Genomic DNA, 22,218 nt, shown 5'->3' with positions numbered 1-22,218 from the left:
GCTTTTTGCCAACTATTTAATTTTAGTTGCAAATTCAAACGTTTTCGTTAATAACTTTTTATTTTTATTATTAAAAATTGAAGAATTAATCGATTTCAGGAACTTTTAGAGGTTCTTCTTTTGTTCCTTCTGATTTGATTTTCTTTCTTTCGTTTATGAAATCAGAAAATTCTAAGTTGGGTTCTGAATCTGGAATTTGGTCATTAGTATTGTTAGATTCAGATGTGGCTTTTTTCTTTGTAAATATTTTTCGGAACATTTCTTTAAAATCATCGAATTCAACATTATAGGACACTCCTAGCCCTTGCGTATATCCAATGCTTTCCAAAATATAATTGACATCATTTTCCCTGTTAAACACTTTTGCATTAAGAGTACCGTCTTCATTTAATCGAATTAATACTTCCAAATTACCTACTACAACTGACTCGGTCACACCTCCGACAGGAACTCCAACTTTTCCGTTAATAGTAATTCTATCGTTGATTCGCGTATTAATTGTAACCCCTACGCGATCCGAAACCTCATTCAAACGATTCCCTTGAGAATAATCGAATCCGAATTGAAGTTTGCTGTCTTCATCTGCAAAAAGATCATTTATAATAGAGTTGGCACGCTCAAAAAGAGGTCCATAAGCTGCATTTCCTGCAGTTTCTGCAGTAACAAAAGAACCTGTTGACAACAAAGCAAAAGCTTGGGTTTGTCGGGTATCTTTATCTTGAAGCTTGTACTCTATTTCACTCTTTAGCACCGAACTTACATTTGGGAAATTAATATTAAAATCGGGCTGTGGATTACTCAAATTCCCATTCAATAAAATTGAAACATTGGTATCTACCTTTCTATTAATAGAGGCACTTTCAAGTAAAACAGAAGGATTCGCCGTCGTTTTATAAACCGCTTCTAAATCCAAAATAGCATCCATTGGCTCTCCTTCCCATCGAATAGTTCCTCCTTTTTCAACAATAAACTTTTTGTCGATTAAGCCTCCATATTTGAAATTATATTCCCCTTCTTGAATCTGGAAGTCACCAAACATTTCAAATTTTCCAAGCGTATTGATATTCATTTGCATGGAACCATACCCTCTTCCTCTCATTGCGTGACCAGAAGATCGATCTAAAATAATTTCAATTTCGGCATCAGTGTCGATATCAAAATTAAAATCCAATTCAATTCCTTGGTACTTATTAACATTAGCAATATCATTTTCTGTTACTTTTTGATAATCTTCTTTTTTAATGAATCGAATAAAAGAATTATCCCCTATATCCTCACTGTCGTTAACAGGAATTTTTATGGAAGTACCAGGTTCTGATTCTCCAGCAACCTTAATATTAATTGCATTGATTTCTCCAGTAATACTAGCCCTACCTTTCATAAAAGCCGTACCGTAATAATAAGCTCCTTCAGCATCTTTGGTATCAAGTGCTAAAATATTTTCGGAATTCAAATTCAAATCGAGTTGCCATTCACTCAGCTTATTATGTCTGATAGTTCCATCCAACACTCCTTTTGTTTTGTATTTAGTATCGGTTACTTGGATTTTCCTCAAACTGAATTGGTGCTCTGTTAGGTCTAAAATGGCATTTTTTTCAAAAGCATAATCTACATTTAAATAAGGGACAAGCAGTCCAGAATCATTTAAATATAGCCTACCATCAATTTCTGGGCTAGAGAGCGAACCTGCAATATTTACTCTTCCTGTTGCGTTTCCTCTAACATTTGAAACGATTGAGCCTAACAAAGGACCAAAAGGGGCTAAATTAAATTCATCTAAACCTGCTTCTAAATCTAAGCTAGACTGGAGTTTGTTAAAATTAATATTTCCATTTAAGAAAAAACGGTCTTCCCCCTCTTGTTTTAAATTAGAATTGACTTTAAATTGATTAAAACTCTCGTTTCCTTTTATTTGAAAATCCAAATCACCTAATAAAAAAGAATTAATTTTTAACGCCTCTATTGCTACACTTGAAGAAGGATCGTAAACTGCACCATTCTGTTTGAATTTCACAAAACCATCCAATTTCCCTTGAAAAGATAAATTTTCTAATGATGGTGTAATTTTTTCCAAATCAACATCAACAAAATTCAGTTCTAAATCTTTATACGTAGAATCCTTGAGTTTTCCGAAAAACGCCATCTTTTGATTGTTGTGTGATAAGCTAATTTTTTGAAAATCAAAATTCTTAAAATTCTTATCAAAGACAATCTTATTATCATTGGTTTCTAATTCATTGATGAACCACAAATAATCTTTAAATTTTATTTCAGATTTTTTAAATCCTACGATAGACTGTTTATCAGCATTAATCGTATGATATAAATTCAAATCATAACTGTCTTGACTCTTGTTTCCTCCTTTAAACTCTGAACGAACAAACAACGTATCGTTTAAAGTAACATTAATAAGGTTAAAATCTGCAATCTTATAGTTGCTATTTTTTATAGAATCAATGGTGATATAAGCGTTGTAAATTGGATTTTTATTATCAATATCAATCTTTATTTTTTGGATAATGTTATCATATGCTACGATGTTAGGCGAGTTAAAATCAAACTCAAATCGCCCTTCGTCTGCATTGATTTTTCCTTTAACTTGTGTGTTTTCTGATATTGAAACATCGGGCACAAAAACTTCAACAATTTTATCGTAAATGGTAAAATTAAAATCTAAAAACTGCCCTTTCTGTAGTTTATTAGGGGAATAATTAGCATACAAACTTCCTACTGCATTCTCAACAATTTTTTTAACCTCTTTTACTTTAAAATTACCAATAATTTCACCATTGATGATATCGGGTGAAACCACTTTAATCGTTCGAACATCTTCACTATCAAATGTCGAAGTAATTTTAAAATCATCAAAATAATAAGCATCTCTACCATTTTGATACGACACATCTTGAATAAACAATTCCCCCTTTAAATCATCAAATGATTTTCCTTTGGCTTTCAGAGTAATATCACCTTTAAAGATTGAAATAGAATCACTTGTAACAAAATTAAGTTCGTGTAAATCTACATAATCTACTTGAGCTTTGAAATCATAGTTGTTAGCTGCTTTGTTTAAATCGATAACACCATCAAAATCCATTCTTAGATTTGGATCATTACTGTTAAAATATCCTTTGTAATAAGGCATTTTCATACTACCATCCACAGTAATATTTTGATAGTTATAACCATTAAAATAAAACTTCTGAATTTCGCCTTTTACGGCAGTGTTTAATAATTTTTGGGTAAAACCTCTTCCGTCAACTTCAAAATTTACGGTTGCTTTACCAATATCTTGTATACCTAATAAAGTACCCAAATCAAAATCATTTAGAGCAATCGTACCTTGATAGAGTGCATTATCGATAAAATCAATATTTTGCATAGCCAAATTGCTCTCTAATTCGCCTAATTTAGAAATTAAATAAACATTAGCATTAATCTTTTTTTGTGTTAATGCCACATCACCAATAATAGTTACCGTACCCAGTTTGTCCAAAGTAGATGGTAAACTTTTACCCAAAATTCTTGGTAAAATTGCGATTAATCTTGGATAACTAGACGTTAATCTATCAAAGTTACCTTTCATGTAGAAGGATTGCCCTTTTTTACCAAATAAATTCTGAAAATTGATACTTCCAATGATTTCAGATTGATTTTTATCAACCAACTTTAAGTTGTGTGTTGTAAAGTTGTTTAAAGTTCCCTTTAAATGGGTATCAACATAAAAAACATTGTCTTTTCCAAATTCATTATAAAAATAATTCAAATCGTTAGATGCTATTGAAGCTTTATCAAATTGAACATCAAAAACAACTTTATTATTAAAATCGGAAAAATCTTTTCTTTTATATTTCAACTCAACTCTTCCAACCATTTCGGATTCAGCAGTTTTCATAGTTAATCCTGCCAATAAAATATTTTGTTTGGTATAGGTAAAATCGGTTGTAATATTTTCTACAAATAATCCTCTGTGATCTATAAAAGAAAGTCTGTTAATAAAAGTAGTAACATTCGCCCCTTTAATGAAAAAATCTTTAATATTACCGTTAAGCTCTTTAAAATCGAGCATTTTTGGAGTTTTTAAATTGTAATCCGTGTATTGAAAGCGACTCTTAAAAACCAGCATCGAATTCGCTTTCATTCTAAACTTACCTGATGATGGCGAACCGTCATCAAATGCTTCAATGAATTTATCTAAGTTGGTATAATCTTCATTTTTATAGTTTACAATGCGAACATCCAATCCATGTAATACCACATTTTTCAAATATGGATGACCTGGGTCATACATTTTTTTCAAACTTAAGATAGAGGTATTTAATTTCTTAATGTAAAACAAGGTATCTTGATGATGATCTAAAACCAAAACATCACCTAATTTCACACTTAAAAAAGGGGTAACAGCAACTTTACCTATGGTAATATTTGTCCCAAATGACTTATTAAGACTGTCTGTAGCATATTTTCCTAGAGCCGTTTGCACAAAAGGTAAAGACAAAAGAAAACCCAATAGTAAAAACAGCAATAAAATTGCGATTAGAGAACGAAATAGTATTTTTTTAAATTTTTTGATACGTTCTTTTGTTTTAAATTTGCTACAAATTAATTGATTTAGAGTATAACCCAACAAAAATAAGGAATTTTGTAGGATAATTACAATATCTTCAATTCAAATTTCATGCCTAAAATGTCAGAAAGAAAAATATATACTTTAGCTATCGAAAGTTCGTGTGACGATACCTCTGCTGCCGTACTTTGTAACGATGTTGTTTTGTCAAATATTGTGGCCCGACAGGCCATTCATGAAGAATATGGTGGTGTCGTTCCAGAATTAGCTTCGAGAGCACACCAACAAAACATTGTTCCTGTTGTAGATGTGGCAATTAAGAAAGCGGGTATCACCAAAAACGACTTGAATTGTATCGCTTTTACACAGGGTCCCGGTTTAATGGGTTCGCTTCTAGTGGGAGGATCTTTTGCAAAATCGATGAGTATGGCTTTGGATATTCCGTTGGTAGCGGTGAATCATATGAAGGCGCATATTTTAGCTCATTTTATTAAGGAAGAAGGCTATGACAAACCTACTTTTCCTTTTTTAGCCTTAACGATATCAGGCGGACATACCCAAATAGTAAAAGTAAATAGCTTCTTTGATTTAGAAATTATTGGAGAAACTACAGATGATGCCGTGGGAGAGGCTTTCGATAAATCGGCTAAAATTTTAGGACTTCCCTATCCTGGCGGACCATTGATTGATAAATTTGCACAAGAAGGAAATCCCAAAGCGTTTCCGTTCACCAAACCAAAAGTGGATGGTTTAAACTTTAGTTTCAGTGGTTTAAAAACCCAAATTTTATACTTCATCCAAAAAAATGTAGCGCTTAATCCCAATTTTATTGAAGAAAACAAAGCGGATATTTGTGCTTCAATACAATATACTATCATCAATATTTTGATGGATAAATTGAAATTAGCTGTTGCTGAAACGAGTATCACTCAAATTGCAATTGGTGGAGGTGTTTCGGCAAATTCAGGAATTCGAACTACATTAAAAGAAGCAGAAAAAAAATACGGTTGGAAATCCTACATTCCAAAATTCGAATACACAACCGATAACGCGGCAATGATTGGAATTGTAGGGTATTATAACTATTTAGAAGAAAACTTTAGTCTGGCGGATGTGACTTCAAAAGCACGAATTGAATTTTAAAGCATGAAAAAAATATTTTTTCTACTCTTAATTTCCCTAACAACTTTTGGTCAAAAAAAACCGGAAGATTTTGGTTATAAGCATTTAACCTATGGGTATAAAAAACTAACTATTGATTTGCTAATTCAATCAAAAAAAGGAGAAGAAAATATTCAAAAACCTCTGTTTTTTTGGTGTCAAGGTAGTATGCCTCAACCATTATTAAAGTATGATGAAACTGGTTTGTATGGAACTTTTCCATTTGATGTAAACGATTTTTTAGATGAATTTCATGTAGTTGTAGTTGGAAAACCCGGAGTTCCAGTAGTTTCAGATGTAAAAGATTTAAAAAAAAATTATCAGTATTTAGTTGGAAACGATAGTGTTCCTAAAACATATTCAGATAACCATTATTTAGATTATTATGTTGAAAGAAATGATTTTCTCATTAAAAAACTATTTAAAGAAAAATGGGTTTCAAAAAATAAACTAGTGCTAGCAGGTCATTCTGAAGGAAGTACAATTGCTGCCAAATTAGCAACTAAAAATAAAAAAGTTACACATCTTATTTATTCTGGTGGTAATCCATATGGGAGGATTTTAAACATTTTACAAGAACAAATATTCAAATTCAAAGATTATGATGCAATAAAATATTGGAAAGTTGTTGTAGCAAATAAAGACAATTTGGATTACAATGGTGGTGATACTTACAAAGCTACTTATGATTTTTCTCAACCATCAGCTAAGTATCTTAAAAAACTTAAAATTCCAGTTTTAATAACTTATGGCACTAAAGATTGGAATGCACCCTACAACGATTTGTTACAAGTAGAAAGTATTCAACTACATTTAAAAAATTTAGAATTCAAAACCTATTTCGATGTAGAACATAATTTTTTCCCAGTTAATGAAAATGGAGAACCAAACTATGAAATTTATAACTGGGAGAACGTTGGAAAAGATTGGAAAAACTGGTTAGATAAAAATTAAAAAAATATGCAACTATTTTATAATCCCGATATCAAGCAAGGGGCTGACACTTTCTTTTTTGACAAAGAAGAAAGTAAACATATTAGTAAAGTGTTACGCAAAAAAGAAGGCGATTCTATTTATATCACTAATGGAAAAGGGTTTTTATTTGAATCTGTTATAACTTTATCTTCTGAAAAAAAATGTGAAGTTAAAATCACAAAAGAAATCTCTCAAGAACCAGATGTTTTTTATACCCATATTGCGGTGGCTCCTACTAAAATGAATGACCGGTTGGAATGGTTTTTAGAAAAAGCAACCGAAATCGGTATTCACGAAATCACGCCGATTATTTGCGATCATTCCGAACGAAAAGTGTATAAAACTGATCGCGCGGAAAAAATTATTCAAGCGGCAATGAAACAATCGCTACATTATTACATTCCAAAAATTAATGAGCCGATTTCGTTCTCCCAATTCGTAAAGTCAAACATCGATGGACAAAAATTCATCGCACATTGTGAAGAAACCGATAAAAAATCATTTAAAAACGAGGTCAAAAAAGACGAGAAAATCACTATATTAATAGGTCCAGAAGGTGATTTTTCTACAAAAGAAATCAATTTGGCTACAGAAAATCATTTTATTCCTGTAACTTTGGGAAACACAAGATTACGAACAGAAACTGCAGCTTTAGTAGCTTGTCATACAATTGCCTTGATAAATGAATAAAATTTTAGTTGTTTTAGTATTGGTTTGGAACTTGGGATTTACCCAAGAAATCGCTGTTGTTAAATATTCAGGTGGTGGTGATTGGTATGCAAATCCGACTTCTTTACCTAATTTGGCCAAATTTTGCAATCAAAATATCAATACCAAAATCAACACCAAAATTGCAACAGTGGCTGTTGGAAGTTCCGAAATTTTCTCCTATCCCTATGTTCATATGACAGGACATGGAAATGTAGTTTTAAGTGCAAACGATGTTATTAATCTTCGTAATTATTTATTATCGGGTGGTTTTTTGCACATTGACGACAATTATGGGATGAACGAATATATCCGAAAAGAAATCCAGAAAATATTTCCAGATAATCCGTTAACAGAAATTCCTGCTAATCATATTTTATTCCAAGAACCTTTCAATTTTCCGGGTGGATTGCCTAAAATTCACGAACACGATAATCAAAAACCCCAAGCCTTCGGCGTTTTCATTGACGGTAGAATCGTGTTACTTTTCACATACGAAACCGACTTAGGGGATGGTTGGGAAGACCCTGAAGTCCATAACAACCCTCAGAATGTTAGGGATAAAGCCTTAAAGATGGGGGCAAATATTTTAAATTACGCATTCCAATTTTAAACGCAAAATTTAAGAAAAAACAAAAACATCTTGAAATCCTTATTTCATTGAGTTTTTTTCTTTTTTATTAATAATTTTTTAAATATTTCTTAATTTTTTGGTAAAATATTTTTTTTATATTTTTTTTTTATCCTAATATTGTGCCATTATTAACCAAATTAAATAATTTAACTAATTATGAAAAAATTAATTTTTTCTGCCTTTTCATTAATGTTGCTTTTCTCTTGTAGCAACGATGAAAACGCTAATGGTACACAAGACACAGCTGCAACAGAAGCACATCACAGAGGTTGTGCCTCTCATGAAATTCATGAAAGACAATTGCGTGAAAACCCGTTATTAGCTCAAAAAATGGCTGAGATTGAACAAATTACAGACAGAGCTATTGCTGAGGGTAGAATCGTTAATGGTGTTTTAGAAATTCCTGTTGTATTCAATGTATTATACAGAACAGCTTCTGAGAACATTTCATTAGCTCAATTACAATCTCAAATCGACGTATTGAATGAAGATTTTCAAGGCATTAATGCAGATTACAATTCAAGCAACCCTTACAACAGTGTGAGAGGTGCTCTTAACGTAAGATTTGTTCTTGACAATGTAGTAAGAAAATCTACAACTAAAACGTCTTGGGGGACCCGTGATGCTATGAAAAATTCTAGACAAGGAGGTATTAACCCAACTTCTCCAACTACAAAATTGAACTATTGGGTTTGTACAATTGGTGGTGGAATTTTAGGATATGCTCAATTCCCTGGAGGTTCTTCTGCAACTGATGGAGTTGTTGTTGATTCAAGATATACAGGAAGAGTAGGTACTGCTACTGCTCCTTTCAACTTAGGAAGAACAGCTACTCACGAAGTAGGACACTGGATGAATTTAAGACACATTTGGGGTGATGCTACTTGTGGTTCTGATTTAGTTGCAGACACACCTACTCACAATGCTCCAAACAGTGGCGTTCCTGCTGTAGGTCACAGAAGTACTTGTTCAGGACAACCGCTTGAAATGTATATGAACTACATGGATTATACAGATGATAGAGGAATGTATATGTTCTCATCTGGTCAAGCTTCTAGAATGGCAGCTATTTTCAGCACATCTGGACCTAGAAGTTCATTTAGATAATATAATTTATTATTTGATATTAAAACTCGCTATTTTAGCGAGTTTTTTTTTATATTAGCTAAAACAAAAAGTATGAATTCGAAAGAAATTTCACTTGGTATTATAAAAGCAGTAGCATTTCTTATTACGGCAGCATTGACGTTATTATTTCTCTATAAAATTACCTCCGTAATACTATATTGTATCTTATCCATTATAATTTCTTTATTACTTAGACCATTAGTACTCTTTTTAAAAAGAAAATTCAAATTTAAAAATACCCTAGCTGTAATTAGTTCTCTATTCCTAGCATTTCTGGTTGTATCTGGTTTTATACTTCTTTTCATCCCTCTTATCTTATCACAAGGAGAAAATCTTTCCTTGTTAGATATTGATTCTTTGGAAAAGAATTACAGTCTTCTTTTAGAAAACATCATCACTTTTTTAGATGCTTACAACATAAACACCAAACAACTTATCCAAAGCAGCAAACTTTCCTCCTTTACTACTTTCGAATTTATTCCAAATTTTTTAAATAGTTTTCTGAGTACTTTAGGAAATTTTAGCATGGGATTTGCTTCGGTTTTATTCATCACCTTTTTTATTTTAAAAGAAAGCGATGCGATTTACCTAAATTTTAAAAAATTGTTACCCGAAAATCAAAAAGAGAAAATAGTTAACTCAATTCATGCCATAAACAAGATGTTATCTCGGTATTTTCTGGGGTTACTGCTTCAATTAAGTATCATAATGGTACTATACTTAATTGTTTTTTTGATTTTTGGCGTTGAAAATGCATTGATAATAGCTTTATTGTGTGCCATTTTTAATATTGTGCCTTACATCGGCCCTCTAATAGCATCTGTTATTGCTGGGTTGTTAATTATGATAAGTGGTATTGGAACTGGTGCTGATTTTGCCACTGAAACACTTCCCACAGCAATTTATGTTTTAATCGGAATGTCGGTTGTTCAAGTTATCGATAATAATTTGAGTTCGCCCATTATATTTTCAAAAAGTACTAACTCACATCCTTTAGAAATTTTTTTAATCATTTTGATTGCAGGAATTTTATTTGGTGTAACCGGAATGATTATAGCAGTTCCTTTTTACACTTCTTTAAAAGTAATTGGAAAAGAATTCTTACCTGAAAACAAATTTATTAAAGCCCTCACAAAAAACTTATAATTTTGAATATTGAAAGAATTTTAAAATCTGATATACAAGATTTTATAAACAAAAACATAAACCTAGATATTACAAAGCTGGCCTTTAAAAAAAATCCTTTTCCTGATGTTGATTACACCACCTTAATTAACCAAATTATTGCTAAAAAAAAAGCAAAAGAAAAATTACCTACATGGTTTGCTAATCCAGCTATAATTTTTCCCGAAAAAATTTCGATTGAACAAACATCTTCTGAAATTACAGCAAAATATAAAGCAAGTTTGGTTTCAGGAAATAACTTAATTGACTGTACTGGAGGTTTTGGAATTGACGACTACTATTTTTCAAAACAGTTTAACAAAGTAATCCATTGTGAAATAAATGCGGAACTTTCTTTAATTGTTGCCCATAATTTCAGAGCACTTCATGTGGAGAATGTATCATGTGTAATTGGTGACAGCACCTCTATTTTAAAAAACCGCAACCAAAAGTTTGACTGTATTTATGTAGATCCCTCTAGAAGAAATGATGCAAAGGGAAAGGTTTTTATGCTGAAAGACTGTCTTCCAAATGTAGTAGAATTACAAAATTTTTATGAAGAGTACTCAGAAACTTTACTCATTAAAACCGCTCCAATTTTAGACATTACAGCTGGATTAAGCGAATTGAAAAATGTAACAACAATTTATATTGTAGCTGTTGAAAATGAAGTTAAAGAATTGTTATGGCTAATTGAAAAAGGAAATTCTAAAAACCCAATGATTAAAGCTGTTACTATTGACAAAGGTATAGTTTATTCAACGGAAATTGTTCTTTTAAAAAACTATCACGCTACTTTCAGCTTACCTCAACAGTATCTTTATGAGCCCAATGCTTCTTTACTTAAATCGGGCTATTTTAATGCGATTTCAGAATTGTTTGGGGTTGCTAAATTACACCAACATTCGCATCTTTACACCTCAAATGAAAATAAAGAATTTCAAGGAAGAAAATTTAAAATTATTCAAGAAATCAAATATCAGAAACAAGAAATGAAGCAATATATTCAAAATCAGAAAATGAACATTTCAACTCGAAATTTCCCTTTAAAACCAGAAGAAATAAAGAAAAAATTTAAAATTCAAGATGGCGGAATCACCTATGCTTTTTTTACAACCAATTTGAATAACGAAAAAATAGTTTTACTTTGCGAAAAAATTTAAATTTCATGAAAAACATTCTTTTTCTTTTTCTTTTAATACCATTATTTTCTTCAGCTCAAAGTCAAGATTGCATCTATGATGTAAATGAAAAAACAGATAGTACATCGCTTAAGGTAACGCCACAAAAACTACTCCATGAACGTCTTTTTGGAAATTCAAAAGAGTTTATATTTTTCAACTTAATAAATGAATCTGGGACACCAATGCTGGTTGTACAACAAATTCAGAAAAATAATGCCTTCATTCCTGTAAACTGCTTGGATAAAAAATCAAAAATTATATTTCAATTGGCTAACGGAAAGATTGTTACACTAGTGCATTCTGATTTAGAAAGCTGTAGTCAATTAAACTACGACTCTGAAACAAAAGATAATATCCGAATTTTAACGGGTTATTTTTACTTTACACCATCAAACTACGAAGAGTTAAGTAAAAGTTCGATCTCGCTTATGCGAATTCAGTTTATTAGTGAAACAAAAGATTATGTAGTTGCATCAGAATATTTTTCTGAGACATTTAATACCAAAACAAATCCAAAAGACTATTTCATTGATTATTTAAAATGTGTACAGTAAAGGCAAACATTATGCCTCTTCTGTGAAAGTCTGTGCTTTCGAATACACACGCCATTTATCAATACATTCCATAAAATCTTGTGGAATAGGTGAATCAAATCGTAAAAATTCTTTTGTAATAGGATGTTCAAACCCTAACGTTTTAGCGTGAAGCGCTTGTCTTGGTAATACTTTAAAGCAATTATCAACAAACTGTTTGTATTTAGTAAATGTAGTCCCTTTTAATATCGAATCGCCACCATATCGCTCGTCATTAAAAAGGGTATGGCCTATGTGTTTCATGTGAACACGAATTTGATGCGTTCTTCCCGTTTCTAGTTGACAAGAAACTAAAGTAACGTAGCCAAATCGCTCTAAAACTTTATAATGTGTAACAGCTGGTTTACCTTTTTCTTCATCAGAATGAACTGCCATTTGCATTCGATTGGTATCATGACGACCAATGTTGCCTTCTACAGTTCCTTCATCTTCTTCTACATTTCCCCAAACCAATGCAATATATTCTCTTTCCGAAGTCTTCTCAGCAAATTGCTTGGTAAGATAAGCCATTGCGAAATCGGTTTTAGCAACTACTAATAAACCCGAAGTATCTTTATCGATTCGATGAACCAAACCCGGCCTTTCTGAACTATTCATCGGTAAATTTTCGAAATGATAAGCCAACGCATTGACTAAGGTTCCCGAATAATTTCCATGCCCTGGATGCACTACCATGCCAGCGGGTTTATTAACGACCAACAATTGATCATCTTCATACACAATATCCAACGGAATATTCTCCGGCGTAAGCAATTGTTCGTAAGTTGGGTGTGCCAATACTAATCGTACAATGTCACCCGATTTTACTTTATAATTCGATTTTACAGGAACATCATTCACTAAAATCGAACCTTTCTCTGCTGCTTGTTGAATTTTATTTCGGGTTGTATTTTCAATCATGTTCATCAAAAACTTATCCACACGCAAGGCTGATTGCCCTTTGCTTGCTTCAAAACGATGATGTTCGTATAACTCGTCTTCGAGTTCGGTTCCTACATTATAATCCGCCATCTTCTTCTTTAAATTCTACTGGTTCTGTAACATTTTCTTCTACAGGTGGTAAAGTATCCGCAGGCTCTTCAGAACTGAATGTTTCACCATTAAACACTTCTTTACCATCTCCTAATACAAAGTCTAGCGTAGAATTTTTCTTTACCTTATCACCAGCTCTCAAACGTCTCCCATCTTGAAAAATTTGCAATACTATATCTTTTGCTATATGAGGTTTGTAGGTAATTTTTCCTTCTTTTAATGTTAATGATTTTATAGTTGCCGAAATTTGTCGGAACGTTTTGTCTTTGAATTCTGGAATGGTAATATCAGTAAATTCTCCTGCATTCAGTTTTACATAAATTTTACGACCGTCTTTTACCAAACTACCTGCTTTAGGATCTTGCTCTAAAATTGTAAAGGGAGGAAAATCAGCATTAAATTCTACCGTATCTAATAAAAACACCTCTAAATCCAGTTCGTTTAGTTTTTCCTCAGCAATTTCAATTTTCATCTTAGACAAATCAGGCACTTTAATTTCTTGGCCATGATTCGTTCTAAAATCTAAAAATTGGATTATCAAAAATGTGAAAACTACTACAATAGCTATCGCTATGGCAACTTGAATAAAAAAAACCCTACTTGTTAAAAATTTAAATAAACTCATATAAAATGATATTTTGACAAAGATATAAAATTCAAAAAGAAATCACGATGCATTTCATTTTCATTTCATAACGCTACTAGAACGATAATTTTGAAAAAATATTTTTTTGGTTAAGAAACAAAAGAACGTAAAATCTGAATAAATAATGTAATTTTGTGTATCACTTTTAGAATTTCAAAATGAAAAACGTTGCCATCATTATGGGAGGTTACTCTAGCGAGTATAAAATTTCGTTAACAAGCGGAAATGTTGTGTTTAACAATATTAATCGCGCTAAATTTAATCCATACCGTATTCATATTTTCAAAGAAAAATGGGTATATGTTAATGAGAATAACAGTGAATTTCCAATTGATAAAAGCGATTTTTCAGTAACGATTAATGACTCAAAAATCAATTTTGATGTGGTTTTTAATGCTATTCATGGAACGCCGGGAGAAGATGGTTTGATGCAAGCCTATTTTGAGTTACTAAATATTCCTCAAACTTCTTGTGATTATTACCAAGCGGCATTAACATTCAACAAACGCGATATGTTGTCCGTTTTAAAACCTTACGGAATCAAGACAGCGGAATCGTATTATTTGAATTTGGGTGATGAGATTAATGTGGACACTATTTTGGCGAAAGTTGGCTTACCTTGTTTCGTAAAACCAAATAAATCAGGGTCGAGTTTCGGAATTTCGAAAGTAAAAACTAGAGAAGAATTTCTTCCAGCTATCGAAAATGCTTATAAAGAAGACGACGAAATCATCATAGAAAGTTTCTTGGACGGAACTGAAGTTTCGGTTGGTGTGATTAATTATAAAGGAACAGTTACGGTTTTACCAATCACCGAAATCGTATCCGAAAACGATTTTTTTGATTACGAAGCGAAATATTTAGGCAAATCAAAAGAAATTACGCCAGCCAGAATTTCGGAAGAATTAAAAATAAAAATCGAAACGGTTGCCAAAAGAGCGTACGAAGTATTGAAAATGAAAGGTTTTTCGAGAAGTGAATTCATTATCGTAAACAATGAACCTTATATGTTAGAAATGAATACGATTCCAGGTTTAACTACCGAAAGTATTTTACCTCAACAAGCGAGAGAAGCTGGAATTTCATTACCTGAATTGTTTGAAAATGCTATTGAATTGGCTTTAAAGAAGTAAATTTATGATAAATTACCAAGAACATATCGAAATAAAACCTGAAGTTCGTTTTGGGAAACCAATCATAAAAGGAACTCGAATTTCAGTTTATGATGTTTTAAATTGGCTAGCTAATGGAATGAATATCAATGAAATAATAACTGATTTCCCAGAATTAACCGAAGATAAGATAAAATCTTGTTTGGCATACGCTGCTGACAAAGAACATAAAGTTAGGGTAGCATCGTGAGCTTATTGTTTGACCAAAATATATCCTTTAGGATAATTCAAAAAATCAAAGAAGATTTCCCTAATTCTAAACAGGTAAGAGAATTAGGATTAGAAGGATTTTCTGATCATGAAATTTGGAAGTTTGCCAAAGAAAACAATTATACAATCGTTACTTTTGATAGTGATTTTTTTGAAATATCGAATTTAAAAGGTCATCCTCCAAAAATTATATGGCTTAGGACTGGAAATACCACTACTAAAAATATCATTGAAATCCTTCAACAAAAAAAAGAAATTATAATCGATTTTATTTCAAATCCATTGTATATTGAAATAAGTTGTCTTGAAATAAACTAACTATGAAAAAAGCAATATTTCCGGGTTCGTTTGACCCTATTACTAACGGACATTCCGATATAATCAAAAGAGGCGTTTCTTTGTTTGATGAAGTCATTGTAGCGATTGGTGTCAATGCCGAAAAAAAATACATGTTTTCCTTAGAAGACCGAAAACGTTTTATAGAAGAAGCTTTTAAAGATGAACCTAAAGTAAAAGTCATTACATATTCAGGTTTAACGATTGATTTGTGCAAAAAAGAAAAAGCAGAATTCATTTTACGTGGATTACGAAACCCAGCCGACTTTGAATTTGAAAAAGCTATTGCACATACGAATCGTGTCATGTCCAAAATTGAAACGGTTTTCTTATTAACAGCTGCTCGAACTTCGTTTATTTCTTCGAGTATTGTGCGTGATGTATTGCGAAATGGTGGTGATATTTCGCAGTTAGTTCCAGAATCGGTTTTGGATAAAAAATAAATTAGCTTTCAAACACAATCAATTTCTCTTGAATAATTAAATTCGAAAAGTGGAATTCTGCTTTGATCCATTCCATGGTTTTGGGTTGGTAAATAAAAACGTGTGTGAAATCATCCTTGTAATACCAATTTTCGAAAGGCTTTTGGTTGTTGAAAACTTCGGTTTTACAGTATAATTTCCCTTTCGGAAGTAATAAACTTTTTAGTAATTCAAATTCTTTGTAAGGTTGATGAAAATGTTCCATTACTTCGCAACACGAAACGTAATCGTATTTTTGATTTAAAAGCGATACATCATTCGCAAAAAACAAATCGTAATTCTGTACTTGATAGCCTTTATCCGTCAACATTTTGGCAATTACCGGACCTGTTCCTGAACCGAAATCCAAACCTTTTGCTTCTGGATAAAAATCTTGTAAAACCGCATTTACTATAGGAGAAACAAACGCTTGATAGCGCTCATCATAAATATCATTATTGTGTTTTTCGTAGTGTTCTTTCTCTTCTTCAGCAGTTAAAAAAGTATGTTTTGGCCTAAAAATACCATCGCAAGTATCACATTTATAAAACAAATGCTTTGCCTTTTCGCAGAAAAGCGTTGAAGTGGAATTACAAAGTGGGCAAGTTGGAGAAATCATTTTATTCGCTTAATCTAATTTCTATATCCATTCTTTCATGTAAAACCCTCACCACTTCAATTTCATTGGCTTTAGTTATTCTAAAAAATATCAAATGTGACTTAACTTTTGAACATCGATAATCTTTTCTCACAGTTCCAAAATCACGAGCCATTTGAAAATTTGCTGCTATATATTCTATTTCATCAAAAATTAAATTATAGTAACGGTCTGCTAGTTCTAAAGACCAATTTTCAGCGGTGTAAATCCAAATTCTATTAATGTCGTCTAGCGCCTGTTCGCTTAGAATATAATTCGACATTATTTTTGAAAGTTTGCTTTAAGTTGTTCTAAATTTTTGTTACGATCAAAATTTTTAATTTTTGCGCTTTTTTCTCCAATTTTAAGCTCATTTATTAATGATTTCGACTTGTTTTCTTCTTGTTCAAAAACTCTCAAAGCAGCTCTAACCACCTCACTAACAGAACTATATTTTCCCGTAGCCATTTGTTCATTGATGAAATTTTCAAAATATTCACCTAATAATATAGAAGTATTTCGTGCCATAACTTTTTTATCAAATATACCAAGAATTGGTATTTATTGCAAATGATTTTAAATAATTATTAAAAACTTTACTCCTCCTCTTTCTTTATCACCTTTCTCGCTACTTCAATTTTATACTTCTTCCCTTTCATTTTTTCATCTTTGATGTTTTGCAATAACGATTTTACTTTTGAATATTTCACCGCTACAAACGAAATAAAATCTTTGACTTCGATTAATCCAATATCATCTTTTTCCAATTTTCCTTTTTGCGAAAAGAAACCTACAATATCAATTTTATTCAACTTGTTTTTCTTTCCTCCACTGATGTAAAGCGTTTGATATAAAGGCGCTTTTGGTAATGATTTGGCATTAGAAACATCTAATCTACGTTTGCCATAATCAAAATAATCTACTTTCTTTTCGGTTTCGTTTACCAAAACATAAGCGGTTCCGGTGGCTAACATACGAGCGGTTCTACCGTTTCGGTGTGTGAATTCGTCCTCTTTAGCAGGTAAATGGTAATGAATTACGTGATTCATTTCAGGAATATCCAAACCACGTGCCCCTAAATCAGTTGTGATTAAATACGAAACACTACCATTTCTGAACTGAATTAAAGCACGCTCGCGTTCGTCTTGGTCTAATCCACCATGATAAAACGTAGAAATAATGCCTTTTTGAGTCAACATGTCATGAATGCGTTCCACTGCTTCTCTATGGTTACAAAAAATAATCGCTGCTTCGGAATTCAAAGAACAAATCAATTGAAACAACGAATCGATTTTATCCTTAGATTTCGAAAAAACAATGCGAATATCTAAATTGTCATTTTGCTTTTCTTTCGGAATAAAATCCAATACTTTCGGATTAACAACTTTAGTATATTTTGGAATTTCCACACCTGAAGTCGCTGAAACTAAAACACGTTTGTTTGCTTTAGTAATTTTTCCAATGATATAAGACATTTCTTCATGGAAACCCAATTGTAACGATTTGTCAAATTCGTCTAGAACATAGGTTTTTACATTTTCGGTAGCAAAACTTCCTCGTTCTATATGATCGGCAATTCTTCCTGGTGTTCCAATTAACAATGCTGGCGGATTGCTTAAGTTTTTGAATTCCGTCTCTATCGAGTGCCCTCCATAACACGTATTGACTTTATAATGCGTTCCCATTTTTTTCCAAACTTGTTCAATTTGTAAACCTAATTCGCGTGATGGTACTAAAATTAAGCATTGCACCCCTTTTACTTCTTCATCTAATAATTTAAGAATGGGCAATAAAAAGGCTAACGTTTTCCCCGAACCTGTTGGAGAAAGCAATAACACATTATCTTCATTCAAAATAGCCTTTTGGGCTGCTTCTTGCATTTTGTTTAAACTTTGAATACCAAGATTCAATAGTACATTGTTGGAATAGGGATTTTGACTCATGCGGCAAAGATAGTGATGATTGTTGATTGATGCTTATCGATTCGTAAATTAACCCGTTTATACTATTAAATAAAACAAAATCAAAGAATTTTAAACCACATAGAAACATAGGAAAAAAGAATTGGATAGCCCAAAATTTGGGTTCAGATAAACTATATAAACTATATAAAGAGTGAAACGACTCAACTCTATCAACAATTAACCTATGTTTCTATGTGTTTCAAGTAAAAAACTTTATTTTTGAAAATCAAATACAATTCAACTATGCGTTTTTTACAAATAAGTTTACTTTTCTTATCGATTTCTGCGTTTTCTCAAAACAATTTTACCACGCCTTTTGAACGTGGCAATGGCAATCAATCTACTACTTATGAAGAATGTATTGCGTTTTATGAAAAATTAGACGCAAGTTATGCCAACATCCAAATGATTCAAAAAGGCACCACCGATAGCGGAAAACCATTGCATTTGGTACTTTTTTCAAGCGAAGGCAAATTTGATTTTGACGAATATTTTACTAAAAACAAAGCCGTAATATTAATCAACAACGGCATTCACGCGGGGGAACCTGACGGAATTGATGCTACGATGATGTTGATGCGCGATTTAGCCATGGGAAAAATCAAAACGGCTAAAAACACCTTAATTGCTGCAATTCCAGTGTATAGTGTGGGTGGGATGTTGAATCGAAATTCGCATTCAAGAGCCAATCAAAACGGCCCAGAAGAATATGGTTTTAGAGGAAACGGTAGAAATTACGATTTGAATCGCGATTTTATCAAATCGGATACTAAAAATTCGAGAAGTTTTCAAAAATTGTTTACCGAGTTAAATCCTGATATTTTCCTTGATAATCACGTTTCTAATGGTGCGGATTATCAATATACGTTTACTTGTATTGCTACTCAACACGAACGTTTGGGAAACAAATTAGGCAATTATTTCATCAACGAATTGTATCCTTCCGTGGTGAAAGACATGAACAAAAAGAAAATCGATGTGGTTCCGTATGTCAATGTACATAGTACCACGCCTGATAAAGGTTTCGAACAATTTACCGATACTCCACGTTATGCAACAGGTTATTCGACTTTATTCCATACGTTAGGATTTGTTCCAGAAACACACATGTTGAAAATATATAAAGAACGTGTAAAAGTGACGTATGAATTTATGGTCAGCACGATTAATTTCGCCGATGTGAATTGGCAAAAAATCAAACAAATGCGAAAAGAAGCATTGAACGAATATCAAGTTGGGATGCAATATCCGATGGATTGGGCAATTGATTCAACGAAAGTTTCTTATATTGATTTTAAAGGCTATCAAGGCGGTTACAAACCAAGCGATATTTCAGGAAAAGACCGTTTGTTTTACGACAAAAGCAAACCGTTTACCAAGAAAATTCCGTTTTATGGGAATTATAAACCTACGAAATTTGTAAACATTCCTAAAGCGTATATTATTCCGCAATCGCAATGGCAAGTGTTGGATATTTTGAAATTGAACAATATGAATTCAGAACGTCTTCAAAAAGATACGATTATTGAAGTAGAATCGTATAAAATTGAAAGCTATCAAACTTCAAAATCGCCTTACGAAGGGCATTACACACACTACAATACGAAAGTTTCTAAATCGACCCAAAAAATAAAATTTTTCATGGGTGATTATATGTTTTACACGAATCAACCAGGCGTGAAATATTTAGTGGAAACTTTAGAACCAGAAGCCGTAGACAGTTATTTCAATTGGAACTTCTTTGATCCTATTTTACAACAAAAAGAGTATTTTTCGAGTTATGTTTTTGAAGATTTGGCGAAAGAATTCTTGGATAAAAATCCAAAAATCAAAGCCGAATTAGAACAGAAGAAACAAAACGACAAAGCTTTCGCTGAAAATGGTGCAGCGCAATTGGATTGGGTTTATAGACAATCACCTTATTATGAGAAAGCGCATTTGCAGTATCCGGTTTATAGAGTTAACTAAAATAAATCTATGAAAAACATTTTAAATTTTCTTTTGATAATATTCATAAATCAAATTCATTCGCAGATTGATGTTGAACTATATTTTTTTAATGAATGCAACAATAAAATTGAAAAATTAAATTTTGAATTAACTAACCTTGATAACCAAAAAGAATTTATTTCATCAAATTTTAAAACTTCTGTTGATACTATTGGAAATTATATTCTGAGTTCTCATTTAATAGATGGTGATTTTAGAATTTCAATCAATACTTCATTAAAAATTAATAACTCAGTAAAATTTATTGATACTATTACAATTCCTAAAACACGTTTTGTAACTAGTCTAGAACTCCATTCCAAATATTGGAATTATTATAATTGTGACATTTTATGCAATGGAAAAATTATCGATTATTTCTCTAATGGAAATAAAAGATTGGAAGGGGTCTTCAAAAACGGAAAACCTCTAGAAATCATATATTATTCCGATAAAAAAGGAATTATTGAATTAAAAGAAACCTATGAATTTGGAAAATTAAATGTTATCACAAATGAATATTTTGATAAAGAAGGCAACCTCTATGAATACCAAAAAATCAAATACAGAAAAGGTAAAAAAACAATTAAAACGTTTAATTCAAAAAACAAACTTATTAAAACTGAATATGAGAATTACAGCGTTTTAAAATAAGAACAGAGAAAAACTAATAATATCCAATTTATAAAACATTTCTAATCTTTGATTCAATTTCAGGAATCGAATTTGCAAAATATTCCCTACCAGAATTTATAATGGCTTTGGTATTATAAAATTCAAAAATTCCGGCTACATTTCGTGGTATTTCAACTAAAACATCGGGCGGATTCTTTTCTAAAATAAGATTAGAAATATGATTGGTCAAGGTTACTAAACTATTGTTGACCAAGAATAAGTAATTGATATTTTTATTAATTCTGTAAATAGATTTACTTGCTTTCTGATTCTGTTTTGCTAGTTGTTCTAATTCAGAATAATACACGATATCATCGGTAACTCCTGCATTTACATTAACCGCTATTACAATATCATTTTCAACTCGTTTTGCCGTGTTTATTGGAATGTTATTTACAACGCCACCATCAATAAAAACGGAATCTCCAATAGTTAGTGGTGTAAAAATCGTTGGAATAGAAATAGAAGCTCTTATAGCATTAAATAAGCTTCCTTTATCAAACACTACTTCTCTACCATTGGCAATATCAAAAGCGGTTGCCGTATATTTTATTGGTAAATCTTCAATATTAACATCGGTAATAAATTCTCTAATTTCATTAAAAACGCGTTCTCCTTTAACCAATCCTTGTGTTGAAAAACTAAAATCTATCAATCTAAAAATCTTAGTTCTGTTTACTTTCAACATCCATTGCTTGAATTCTTCTAGTTTTCCTACAGCGTAAATTCCGCCAATTAAAGCACCCACAGAAGTTCCTGAAATGGAAGCAATATTTACGTTTAATTTCAATAATTCTTCAATAACTCCAATATGAGCAATTCCTCTTGCACCGCCACCTGAAAGAACTAAAGTAATATCTTTTTTCATTGAATTGGAAATCTGATTATGGAAAAACTTGTATTAAAAATAGTAAATAAATTTTACAAATTGAAACGCAATAAAAAAGTCACCCTTTCGGATGACTTTTCTTTCACAATTACA

Annotated in this window: 22 protein-coding genes; 14 read left to right on the top strand and 8 right to left on the bottom strand. The window is 31.7% G+C overall.

The window, feature by feature from the left end; all coding sequences use genetic code 11:
• Positions 1-85: 85 nt before the first annotated feature.
• The gene (locus BUE95_RS09890; protein ID WP_234977647.1) at positions 86-4,525 is read right to left on the bottom strand and encodes a translocation/assembly module TamB domain-containing protein; all 4,440 of its coding nucleotides are present in this window, start codon (positions 4,523-4,525) and stop codon (positions 86-88) included.
• Positions 4,526-4,687: 162 nt separating this feature from the next.
• On the opposite strand from BUE95_RS09890, the gene tsaD reads away from it, so the two are divergent.
• From tsaD to BUE95_RS09850, 8 genes are all read left to right on the top strand, one after another.
• On the top strand, positions 4,688-5,710 hold the full coding sequence (gene tsaD / locus BUE95_RS09885; protein ID WP_073584202.1) for a tRNA (adenosine(37)-N6)-threonylcarbamoyltransferase complex transferase subunit TsaD: 1,023 nt from the start codon (positions 4,688-4,690) through the stop codon (positions 5,708-5,710).
• 3 nt (positions 5,711-5,713) lie between these two features.
• Complete coding sequence (locus BUE95_RS09880) at positions 5,714-6,682, top strand: alpha/beta hydrolase family protein (RefSeq protein ID WP_073583947.1); 969 nt, start codon at positions 5,714-5,716, stop codon at positions 6,680-6,682.
• Between the two features lie 6 nt (positions 6,683-6,688).
• Positions 6,689-7,393: a 16S rRNA (uracil(1498)-N(3))-methyltransferase gene (locus BUE95_RS09875; RefSeq protein ID WP_073583945.1), complete on the top strand. Its 705-nt coding sequence runs from the start codon at positions 6,689-6,691 to the stop codon at positions 7,391-7,393.
• Positions 7,386-8,024 (top strand): DUF4159 domain-containing protein, encoded by a 639-nt coding sequence (locus BUE95_RS09870; RefSeq protein WP_073583943.1) that lies wholly within the window; start codon positions 7,386-7,388, stop codon positions 8,022-8,024. The genes BUE95_RS09875 and BUE95_RS09870 overlap by 8 nt, the downstream gene beginning before the upstream one ends.
• Positions 8,025-8,201: 177 nt before the next feature.
• Positions 8,202-9,152, top strand: a complete 951-nt coding sequence (locus BUE95_RS09865) for a zinc metalloprotease (RefSeq protein WP_073583941.1) — start codon at positions 8,202-8,204, stop codon at positions 9,150-9,152.
• 72 nt (positions 9,153-9,224) lie between these two features.
• The gene (locus tag BUE95_RS09860) at positions 9,225-10,319 is read left to right on the top strand and encodes an AI-2E family transporter (RefSeq protein ID WP_073583939.1); all 1,095 of its coding nucleotides are present in this window, start codon (positions 9,225-9,227) and stop codon (positions 10,317-10,319) included.
• 2 nt (positions 10,320-10,321) lie between these two features.
• Entirely contained in the window at positions 10,322-11,500 is a 1,179-nt protein-coding gene (locus BUE95_RS09855) for a THUMP-like domain-containing protein (protein WP_073583937.1), read from the top strand.
• A gap of 5 nt (positions 11,501-11,505) precedes the next feature.
• Entirely contained in the window at positions 11,506-12,075 is a 570-nt protein-coding gene (locus tag BUE95_RS09850) for a hypothetical protein (RefSeq protein WP_073584200.1), read from the top strand.
• Between the two features lie 9 nt (positions 12,076-12,084).
• Here the strand turns inward: BUE95_RS09850 and BUE95_RS09845 are convergent, their stop codons facing one another.
• Positions 12,085-13,125, bottom strand: coding sequence for an RluA family pseudouridine synthase (locus BUE95_RS09845; protein WP_073583935.1), 1,041 nt, complete (start codon positions 13,123-13,125; stop codon positions 12,085-12,087).
• Positions 13,112-13,771, bottom strand: a complete 660-nt coding sequence (locus tag BUE95_RS09840; protein WP_073583933.1) for a PASTA domain-containing protein — start codon at positions 13,769-13,771, stop codon at positions 13,112-13,114. The genes BUE95_RS09845 and BUE95_RS09840 overlap by 14 nt, the downstream gene beginning before the upstream one ends.
• 179 nt (positions 13,772-13,950) lie before the next feature.
• Between BUE95_RS09840 and BUE95_RS09835 the strand changes: the two genes are divergently transcribed.
• From BUE95_RS09835 to coaD, 4 genes are read left to right on the top strand one after another with little or no spacing between them, the layout of a single operon-like run.
• Entirely contained in the window at positions 13,951-14,925 is a 975-nt protein-coding gene (locus tag BUE95_RS09835) for a D-alanine--D-alanine ligase (RefSeq protein ID WP_073583931.1), read from the top strand.
• A gap of 4 nt (positions 14,926-14,929) precedes the next feature.
• A complete protein-coding gene (locus BUE95_RS09830; RefSeq protein WP_073583929.1) occupies positions 14,930-15,154 on the top strand; it encodes a DUF433 domain-containing protein in 225 nt (74 codons plus the stop codon).
• Positions 15,151-15,492 (top strand): DUF5615 family PIN-like protein, encoded by a 342-nt coding sequence (locus tag BUE95_RS09825; RefSeq protein ID WP_073583927.1) that lies wholly within the window; start codon positions 15,151-15,153, stop codon positions 15,490-15,492. The genes BUE95_RS09830 and BUE95_RS09825 overlap by 4 nt, the downstream gene beginning before the upstream one ends.
• 2 nt (positions 15,493-15,494) lie before the next feature.
• The gene (gene coaD / locus BUE95_RS09820; protein ID WP_073583925.1) at positions 15,495-15,953 is read left to right on the top strand and encodes a pantetheine-phosphate adenylyltransferase; all 459 of its coding nucleotides are present in this window, start codon (positions 15,495-15,497) and stop codon (positions 15,951-15,953) included.
• Position 15,954: 1 nt separating this feature from the next.
• Here coaD and BUE95_RS09815 read toward each other — a convergent pair whose 3' ends face one another.
• From BUE95_RS09815 to BUE95_RS09800, 4 genes are all read right to left on the bottom strand, one after another.
• Positions 15,955-16,590, bottom strand: coding sequence for a class I SAM-dependent methyltransferase (locus tag BUE95_RS09815; protein ID WP_073583923.1), 636 nt, complete (start codon positions 16,588-16,590; stop codon positions 15,955-15,957).
• A gap of 1 nt (position 16,591) precedes the next feature.
• Entirely contained in the window at positions 16,592-16,891 is a 300-nt protein-coding gene (locus tag BUE95_RS09810) for a type II toxin-antitoxin system RelE/ParE family toxin (RefSeq protein ID WP_073583921.1), read from the bottom strand.
• Positions 16,891-17,136, bottom strand: a complete 246-nt coding sequence (locus BUE95_RS09805; protein WP_073583919.1) for a type II toxin-antitoxin system ParD family antitoxin — start codon at positions 17,134-17,136, stop codon at positions 16,891-16,893. The genes BUE95_RS09810 and BUE95_RS09805 overlap by 1 nt, the downstream gene beginning before the upstream one ends.
• A 68-nt stretch (positions 17,137-17,204) precedes the next feature.
• The gene (locus BUE95_RS09800; RefSeq protein ID WP_073583917.1) at positions 17,205-18,551 is read right to left on the bottom strand and encodes a DEAD/DEAH box helicase; all 1,347 of its coding nucleotides are present in this window, start codon (positions 18,549-18,551) and stop codon (positions 17,205-17,207) included.
• 264 nt (positions 18,552-18,815) lie between these two features.
• Between BUE95_RS09800 and BUE95_RS09795 the strand changes: the two genes are divergently transcribed.
• Together BUE95_RS09795 and BUE95_RS09790 are read left to right on the top strand one after the other, a co-directional pair.
• Positions 18,816-20,540 carry a M14 family zinc carboxypeptidase gene (locus tag BUE95_RS09795; protein WP_073583915.1) on the top strand — a complete coding sequence of 575 codons (1,725 nt, stop codon included), beginning with the start codon at positions 18,816-18,818 and terminating at the stop codon, positions 20,538-20,540.
• A 9-nt stretch (positions 20,541-20,549) separates the two neighbouring features.
• Positions 20,550-21,215 carry a toxin-antitoxin system YwqK family antitoxin gene (locus BUE95_RS09790; RefSeq protein ID WP_073583913.1) on the top strand — a complete coding sequence of 222 codons (666 nt, stop codon included), beginning with the start codon at positions 20,550-20,552 and terminating at the stop codon, positions 21,213-21,215.
• A gap of 28 nt (positions 21,216-21,243) precedes the next feature.
• Here BUE95_RS09790 and BUE95_RS09785 read toward each other — a convergent pair whose 3' ends face one another.
• The gene (locus BUE95_RS09785) at positions 21,244-22,104 is read right to left on the bottom strand and encodes a patatin-like phospholipase family protein (RefSeq protein ID WP_073583911.1); all 861 of its coding nucleotides are present in this window, start codon (positions 22,102-22,104) and stop codon (positions 21,244-21,246) included.
• Positions 22,105-22,218 lie beyond the last annotated feature (114 nt).

It is taken from the genome of Flavobacterium cucumis (genome assembly GCF_900148835.1).
In the GTDB taxonomy this organism is placed as follows: Bacteria; Bacteroidota; Bacteroidia; order Flavobacteriales; family Flavobacteriaceae; genus Flavobacterium; species Flavobacterium cucumis.
Note: the sequence above shows the minus strand (reverse complement) of the source record. Positions and strands in the feature narration are given on the sequence as shown.